The following is a 6,874-nucleotide window of genomic DNA, read 5'->3' on the forward strand; positions in this document are numbered from 1 at the left end:
TCCTCACCTGCGCGCCGCTCCGATGTCCCTGCTGTCGGTGCTGGCTCGTCCCGCACCGGCGGGAGTAGAACTGCCAAAGTAGTGCTAGCAGGACGTGGAAAAAGAGCTGTGCACGGTCGTGCGGCTTTGATTTTCTGCGGTCGTTAAGAACAAGGCCAATGAGGACGGTGCAGGGATCGGACGACGCCGACGGGCAGCACGATGGCCAGCACCGGCCCGGGCGTCTCCTCAAACTCCACCGCGGCCGCCGCGGCCTCAGGTCCTGCACCTCGGTCCCGTCGACGCCGCCCTGGGCGACCAGCTCGCCGACGGGCCGGCGGCGATCTGGATCCGGCCTGCAGGGCAGCGGAGGCATCCGTCTCAGAAACGGACGACTTTCGCGGGCCTGGGCGGCAACTGACCATCCAGAGCCGATATCACAAGGCTTTACAACAGGTTGCGCCTGGGCGAAATCTGGTCAGTTCGGTGGTCGGTAGTCCAGCTGAAAGCCGGGGCCAATAGCCGTCTCAGAGGAGAGCGCGATAGGTATTAGGTAAACAACGCTAAGGTAGAACGAATTATGAACGGTACTCAGGAATCAACGTCGCCGTCCCCTTTTACGCCAAGAGCAGCATAAAGGGCGGTCTTTCCGACCTTGATCCGCGCCGCAGCCTCACGAACCGTGAGCCCTTGGACGAGCAGAGCCTTTGCCCGGCGGAGCTTGTCCTCGGTTACCACAGGCGTGCGCCCGCCCTTTCGACCACGAGCAACGGCAGCGACCAAGCCGGCACGGGTCCGTTCCCGGATGAGGTCACGCTCAAACTGGCCGAGAGCGCCGAAGATGACGACGGGCGCGAGGCGGTCCTGCAGGTCAAGACCGGCGGGACCCCCGTGGACCTCGGCAGCCTCCCGGACGAGGTCGGCGTCGCCTTCGCCTTCCAGCCGAACGGGCTGATTCGCGGCGCCAACTCGCGGGCCGAGGTCATCAGCCGCGCCGACGTCCTGGCCTTCGCCCGCCGCCGCCCGGATCTGCTGCCGGGGACGGTGCAAGCGTGGCTGGGCGCCGTCTGAAGCGGTTCGTCGCCTGGCCGTCACCCATCGACCGCAAGGGAACCTGCATGGCCCCCACACCGTCCGACGACACCGCCGCCCTCCTGAAGAGTCTTCCGCTCTGGCTCGACGGGATGAGCCTGTTCATCAAGATGAGCCACAGCCAGTGGCGCAATGCGCCGGCCGGCTATCACCTCATATGCCAGAGGCCGGCCAAACACACGCTCGACCTGAAGGCGCACCTCCTTGCGATCAACAGCGCGGCCGAGGCCGGGACCGCGGCTCGACCGCGCCGACCGGCCGACGGCGATGCGTAACGCACGATCCCCCTTCTCCCGTCCCCAGAGGCTTGCCATGACCTCCGCTCCCGCGCCGTCCTCCTCGGCGGTCCGTTCGTGCCCTCGCGTGCTCGTGCTGGGCCTCGGCCCGACCGGGCGGCGCGCGGCCGAAGCGGTGGAACCGTATGGCGCCAGCACGGTCGCTGAGGAGGTCCTCCTGGCCGCGGCCGACGGCGCGGTGCCGGACGTTGCGATCGTCGTGGCCGCTCCCCTGGAGGCGGAGGGGACCGTCGCCGCGTCGGTGCTTCGCAACTGGCGCGCGCAGGGGAGCTTGATGATGACCGTGGCCATCGGCGATGCCGGCGTCGGGCCGGACGTCGTCGGCCCCGTCGTCCGCGTCGCCGGCGAGGCCGCGGCGGTGGCGGCGGTGCGCGCCGTCGTCGAGCCGTTGACCCGCTCGCAGGGGCTCATCGACGTGCGCGCGCTCCGCCGCGTGCTGTCCGCCGGCGGCGCCGGCGCGCTGCTCACCGCGCGGACCGCGGGACCGCGGCGGATCGCCGAGGCCGGTCAGGCCCTGACCGCCCAGGCGGGCGGTCTTCTGGCCGAGGCTCGCTCCACCATCCTCCGCCTGTCGCCCGCCTCGCTGACGCTGAAGGACGTCGATGACCTCCTTGCCATCCTGGCGGAGACCATGCCGGAGCCGGTGACCGTCGTCTTCACCGGCGATGAGCCGGAGGACCGGGACGGAACCCTTGTTGCGAGCTTGCTCGTCTTTACGAGCGGCCGAAAGGCGTGACGGGGCGGGCCGGGGCCTTCCAACGTTGCGGCGTGCGTCCGTGTGACAGCGGCTCAAGCGTACCCGACGTGCCGAACCGAATCTCGGCGGGCGGACTCGTCGTGTCGCACCCGAAAGCCAAAAAAGGAATTGACAATGTCGCTCGGAGCGAGCGAGCATCATTTCGACGACCCCGACGCCGTAATGACGGCGGGGTCGTCGAAATGAGCGTCAGGGAGTGGCTGGTACCCACCCCCTGACGCGGTGGCATCAACCCCAGGCAGGAGCTGATATGGCAAATTATAGGCCCACGGCCAGCGAAACGGGAGTCCTCACCCGTCATCTCATCCGCACCTACGGCGAAGAGAAGGGAAAGGGTGTGACCCGCGTCCGTATTTCGTCGGAAACGGTGCGCACCCTGGCGAACCGACGCCACCTGCGCGACGTGTTCATCGCCGACTGGATCGATGACATGGCCGACAGCGGCTGGTCGGTCTTCCCGGTCGGCGACAACTTCGCTGTGCTTCAGACCGAGACCATCGAGGGGTGGCCTCGCATCGCGTCGAAGCGCATCCGGGGCATTCTGAAGCGCGTCCACAACGGCGATCTCGAGGCTCTCGACGAGATCGACGAGGCGGTGGACGGCGCCGCGGACGACGACGAGGACGACGACTGAGGCGATCGCTGGCCAACCGTCAGCGAGCACGGGGAGGGGCCACGTGCCCCTCCCCGTTTTCCCATTCCGTTCTGAGCTGCGTCCGGTTCCGAGCTGCAGGACGCCTGCGGGCTACGGCAGCCCTCAATCCAGACGTCGCCACGCGCTGGAATCGCGCAGAGCGCCCACACCGACCAAGATCTCGTCGTACGGGGAGCCGCCCTCGGCCTGCAGCCGGGCGTGCGGCGGGTGTCCGGGCTTGTCGACCAGTGCCACGACGACGTAGCTGTGCCGGGGCGTGTCAGCGCGCGCGTAGCGGTCGCCGATCGCGACCCGGTGCCTACTCATCGTCCACTCCCGTCAGCGCGGCAACCTCCTCGAGGAGGCGTGCGTGGCTCTCTGGGTTGAAGGCCCGCCGATCGGCGGCCATCCGCCGCAGGGCGCGCAAGCCCGCCGTGGTGAAGCGCGCCACCGGCCAGTGCTTGTCGAGGTCGTCCAGCACCACAAGGCCGCGGTCGAGCAGGGACTGCACGGCGGCCGGCACCTTCGGCTGCCCCTTGCGCTCGCCCGTCGACCAGCGCCGCAACAGGAGGCCGTCGTGGATGCTGCGGGCGCTGGACATGCGCTGCTGGAACTCGCGCCGGATCAGGTCGCGCTCCTTGGCGTTGAAGCCGGGATCGTTGGTCGGGGACATGGCGGCTCCGCGTTTGCTCGGGGCGCTGATGTACCGCATTGGCGGATGCCGTGGTAGCCATCGATCCGCCTCCGCCGGCGCCGGCGGCGCCCTTACGAGGGGGCCGCCGCCTTGGCCGCAAGACGGGCCTCCTTCGCCGCGGCTATGCGGCGTTCGGCCTCCCGCGTCATCTCCTCCTCGGTGGGGAACCCAACCCACTTGTCGGGGAACCCCATGGGAGCGGTGGGGATGTCGTTGTACTCGTGCAGAAGGTCGAAGAGCTGGTCCATCCAGAGCGCTCCGGCGCCGATGCGCTCGAGAAACTTCTGCAGCACGAACAGCTGCGTGTGCAGCCGGAAACCGCCGATCTCCGTCACCGTCTGGCCGTTCTTATTCTCCAGCTGGTACTCGAAGTAGGGGGTGTACAGCTTGGGGATGACCGGCTTGACGGGGAACTGCCGGTTCCAGACCCGGGCGTGGTGGGCGCAGTAGTTCCGCAGCACGGTCAGCATCTCCAACCAGGAGCCGATGAGGGTTCGGTGTTCCCCGAACTCGGCGGCGACCAGCTTCTGCCCGGCCTTGGTCAGGTTCTCGAACATCTTCGACATCGTGCCGAGGTGAATGGCCTCGAAGACCATCCAGGTCGGCGGCATGTCGGGAACATCGTAAGAACCGTAGTAGTGCTGGATGAAGACGTCGCGCTTGTCGGCTCTCTTCTGGTCGTGGTGGATTTCGCCCTGGATGCGGCTGATCAGCGCCGTGTGATTGTACCCTGGTGCGAAGCGGCTGGCCTCCAGATACCAGTGGCTGCCGTAGGTCACCCCGAGGGCGTTTGAAAACGCCGCCCTCAGCGCGACTTCGATCCGCTCGACCGCATGCAGGATGTGCGTCCGAAGCCTGCGGTCGAAATCGCACACACGCGTGACGTCGCGGAACGTGACGCCGGGGAGGAACTGAGCCTCCTTCGTACCGTCAGCCTTCAAGCGCCAATGGAGGGCATAGCCGCGGAACCGATAGAATCCGACGGCCTTGAGAACGGCGCGGGCTTCGTCCTCGTTGGGGATGGCCAGACCTCGGGCACGGAGGTGTTCGATCTGTCCCGTAAGGTCGAGCGCCGGCTTGGAAAAGGTACGTGTAGACATGAAAAACCCGCCCTGGTGCGCCGTTCTTATGAGAGGCGTGGCGGGTCGTGTTGGAACCGAATATGGCCCTCGGAATCCCGGTAGTCAACGCCGATCATACGCAATCCTCGAGCATATACGCTCGCCTGCGGTGTCTGTCAAGAGGCTTGAGCGTGGGTTTGGCCGTGAACCTTCTTAGGTATATTTCACATAGGTATTGATCCTGTATGTATTCGTGTGTCTTTATAGAAGGACATTATGTCCGATGGGAATGTCGTATGGAAACGGCGGATGGTTCCAAGTCCGATATGGAGGCGAAGTGGGGGCGACTGGTGGCGCAGCGCGGCTTCGCCCAGATTCCGAACTACCTGCTCCTCGTCAACCAGTTCATCGCTGAGGAGCACCGGCTGACCCCGGTGGAGAGCCTGGTTGCCATCCATCTTGCTGCGTCCTGGTGGAAAAAGGACGTCCTGCCGTTCCCCTCCATGCTCACCCTGTCCCGGCGGCTGGGGGTGTCCGAGCGCCAAGTGCAACGGGCGATCAACAAGCTCCAAAAGCTCGGCATGATCACCAAGGTGAAGCGCCGGCGCGCCGGCATTATCGAGTCGAACGCCTACGACCTGTCGGGCATGGTCTCGCTTCTGACGTCGATCGCGGAACAGAACCCCAACCTTTTCCCGCGGGGCATGGGGGGCGCGACACCTCCGGACGAGGCAGGAGCGTAGCGTCGCCGAGAGGCCCGTCACGGCTTCGTCGACGCCTGCCGCGCCCGCCACGTCGAGACGAGGAAGGTGGCCATGGTGCCCGCCAAGTTAACCGCGAGCTCCGCGTGCCGGGGCAGCGGGCGCGCCGCCTTGCGGCCCCGGCCGTGCGCGTCGCTGAGCTTGTTGCGCACGCTCCCGAGGCTGTTCACAATCGACTGGCAGTTGCCCAGGATGGCCTTGAAGACCTCCTCCGTGTGCTGATCCGGGGCGAGGTTCAGGTGCGTTGCCGCCGTGCGGTACAGCTTGGGCAGTTCGTCGCTCTCCGCGTAGGTGCCGCCGGCGTCCTCGATGATGTGCTTGCATACCGTCTCCAACAGCGTGCGGGCCGAGGTGATGGCCCCTTCAGGATGCGTGGCCCGGCGTTCCAGAGCCTTCCTCCAGGCGTCGTGCACGCTGGCCTCGTCGAAGGCCGCCAGCGCCGCCGAGATCGCGGTGTCGGCCGGCGTCTGGTGGGCGGAGGCTCGCTCCTGCACGGTGAAGACGCTGTACCCGGAGACCTAGCCCGTCGGCATCAGCGCGAAGCCGTCCCGCTCCAGAAGAGGGTTGAGGGCGTCAACCAGGGCGCGCTGCTGCCGCTCGTCACGGGTGCGTGGATGCACCACGGCCTCAAGGAACGCGAAGAACCGGCGCTGCGAGCACGCGTAGGCGCCGACGGCGCCAAGGAGAGGAGAGCGCGATAGGTATTAGGTAAACAACGCTAAGGTAGAACGAATTATGAACGGTACTCAGGAATCAACGTCGCCGTCCCCTTTTACGCCAAGAGCAGCATAAAGGGCGGTCTTTCCGACCTTGATCCGCGCCGCAGCCTCACGAACCGTGAGCCCTTGGACGAGCAGAGCCTTTGCCCGGCGGAGCTTGTCCTCGGTTACCACAGGCGTGCGCCCGCCCTTTCGACCACGAGCAACGGCAGCGACCAAGCCGGCACGGGTCCGTTCCCGGATGAGGTCACGCTCAAACTGGCCGAGAGCGCCGAAGATGTGGAACACCAGCCTGCCGCCCGGGGTGGTCGTGTCGATCGCCTCGGTCAGAGAGCGGAAGCCCACACCGCGAGCCTCCAGCTGGTTCACCGTCTCAATCAGGTGCGGAAGAGATCGGCCGAGACGGTCCAGCTTCCAGACCACCAGAATGTCGCCGGCTCGTGCGAAGGCGATGGCCGCCGCCAGCCCAGGTCGATCAGCCTTGGCTCCGGATGCCTGATCCTGAAAGACCCGCTCGCAGTCTGCCTTGGCCAAGGCGTCGAGTTGCAGGGCTGGATCCTGGTCAGCGGTCGAGACCCTGGCATAGCCGATGTTCGCCACCGCCCGCTCCGTTTGTCCGGAAACCCGTCCGACAAACTATGCGTCCGGAAAGCCATCGTCAACGCAGGTTGCCGGACACTTTGGCGGCTGGCCGTCAAACGGCCGATTCGCGGACGGCAATTGCCGCCGCTTTCCCCTGCGCATTCTGTCGCAGCCCTATCCTGGTTAGGGTGCATGTGATGGCTGTCATACCGGCTCACGCCTGAGCTGACTCTCGGGCCGCATGGGATTCCCAAATTATAGCGAGCATGATTCACTGAAGCTCCACCGGGAGTGGGAGT

General features: G+C 66.3%; 10 protein-coding genes and 1 pseudogene. 4 read left to right on the forward strand and 7 right to left on the reverse strand.

Annotated elements, in window-relative coordinates; all coding sequences use genetic code 11:
• Positions 1-570: 570 nt before the first annotated feature.
• Complete coding sequence (locus J2847_RS35050; protein ID WP_459208602.1) at positions 571-1,110, reverse strand: recombinase family protein; 540 nt, start codon at positions 1,108-1,110, stop codon at positions 571-573.
• Between J2847_RS35050 and J2847_RS33585 the strand changes: the two genes are divergently transcribed.
• From J2847_RS33585 to J2847_RS33595, 3 genes are all read left to right on the forward strand, one after another.
• On the forward strand, positions 1,098-1,346 hold the full coding sequence (locus J2847_RS33585; protein ID WP_209783067.1) for a hypothetical protein: 249 nt from the start codon (positions 1,098-1,100) through the stop codon (positions 1,344-1,346). The two genes, J2847_RS35050 and J2847_RS33585, sit on opposite strands and share 13 nt — an antisense overlap.
• Positions 1,347-1,383: 37 nt before the next feature.
• Complete coding sequence (locus tag J2847_RS33590; protein ID WP_209783068.1) at positions 1,384-2,103, forward strand: hypothetical protein; 720 nt, start codon at positions 1,384-1,386, stop codon at positions 2,101-2,103.
• 358 nt (positions 2,104-2,461) lie between these two features.
• On the forward strand, positions 2,462-2,758 hold the full coding sequence (locus J2847_RS33595; RefSeq protein WP_209783069.1) for a hypothetical protein: 297 nt from the start codon (positions 2,462-2,464) through the stop codon (positions 2,756-2,758).
• Between the two features lie 123 nt (positions 2,759-2,881).
• Here the strand turns inward: J2847_RS33595 and J2847_RS33600 are convergent, their stop codons facing one another.
• The 3 genes from J2847_RS33600 to J2847_RS33610 all read right to left on the reverse strand — a co-directional run bounded on the left by J2847_RS33600 (position 2,882) and on the right by J2847_RS33610 (position 4,552).
• Entirely contained in the window at positions 2,882-3,085 is a 204-nt protein-coding gene (locus J2847_RS33600; RefSeq protein WP_209783070.1) for a hypothetical protein, read from the reverse strand.
• On the reverse strand, positions 3,078-3,431 hold the full coding sequence (locus tag J2847_RS33605; protein WP_209783071.1) for a hypothetical protein: 354 nt from the start codon (positions 3,429-3,431) through the stop codon (positions 3,078-3,080). Before J2847_RS33605 ends, J2847_RS33600 begins: the two co-directional genes overlap by 8 nt.
• 92 nt (positions 3,432-3,523) lie before the next feature.
• Complete coding sequence (locus J2847_RS33610; protein ID WP_209783072.1) at positions 3,524-4,552, reverse strand: Abi family protein; 1,029 nt, start codon at positions 4,550-4,552, stop codon at positions 3,524-3,526.
• Positions 4,553-4,809: 257 nt separating this feature from the next.
• Here J2847_RS33610 and J2847_RS33615 point away from each other — a divergent pair, with 257 nt between their 5' ends.
• Positions 4,810-5,256, forward strand: coding sequence for a helix-turn-helix domain-containing protein (locus J2847_RS33615; protein WP_209783073.1), 447 nt, complete (start codon positions 4,810-4,812; stop codon positions 5,254-5,256).
• A gap of 17 nt (positions 5,257-5,273) precedes the next feature.
• Here J2847_RS33615 and J2847_RS33620 read toward each other — a convergent pair whose 3' ends face one another.
• The 3 genes and pseudogenes from J2847_RS33620 to J2847_RS33630 form a co-directional block, all read right to left on the reverse strand.
• On the reverse strand, positions 5,274-5,768 hold the full coding sequence (locus J2847_RS33620; protein ID WP_209783074.1) for an abortive infection family protein: 495 nt from the start codon (positions 5,766-5,768) through the stop codon (positions 5,274-5,276).
• A 24-nt stretch (positions 5,769-5,792) separates the two neighbouring features.
• Positions 5,793-5,939, reverse strand: a pseudogene (locus J2847_RS34465) (AbiJ-related protein); the annotation flags it as partial.
• An 81-nt stretch (positions 5,940-6,020) separates the two neighbouring features.
• The gene (locus J2847_RS33630; protein ID WP_209783075.1) at positions 6,021-6,593 is read right to left on the reverse strand and encodes a recombinase family protein; all 573 of its coding nucleotides are present in this window, start codon (positions 6,591-6,593) and stop codon (positions 6,021-6,023) included.
• Positions 6,594-6,874 lie beyond the last annotated feature (281 nt).

Origin of the sequence: Azospirillum agricola (genome assembly GCF_017876095.1) — a bacterium.
Taxonomy (GTDB): Bacteria; Pseudomonadota; Alphaproteobacteria; order Azospirillales; family Azospirillaceae; genus Azospirillum; species Azospirillum agricola.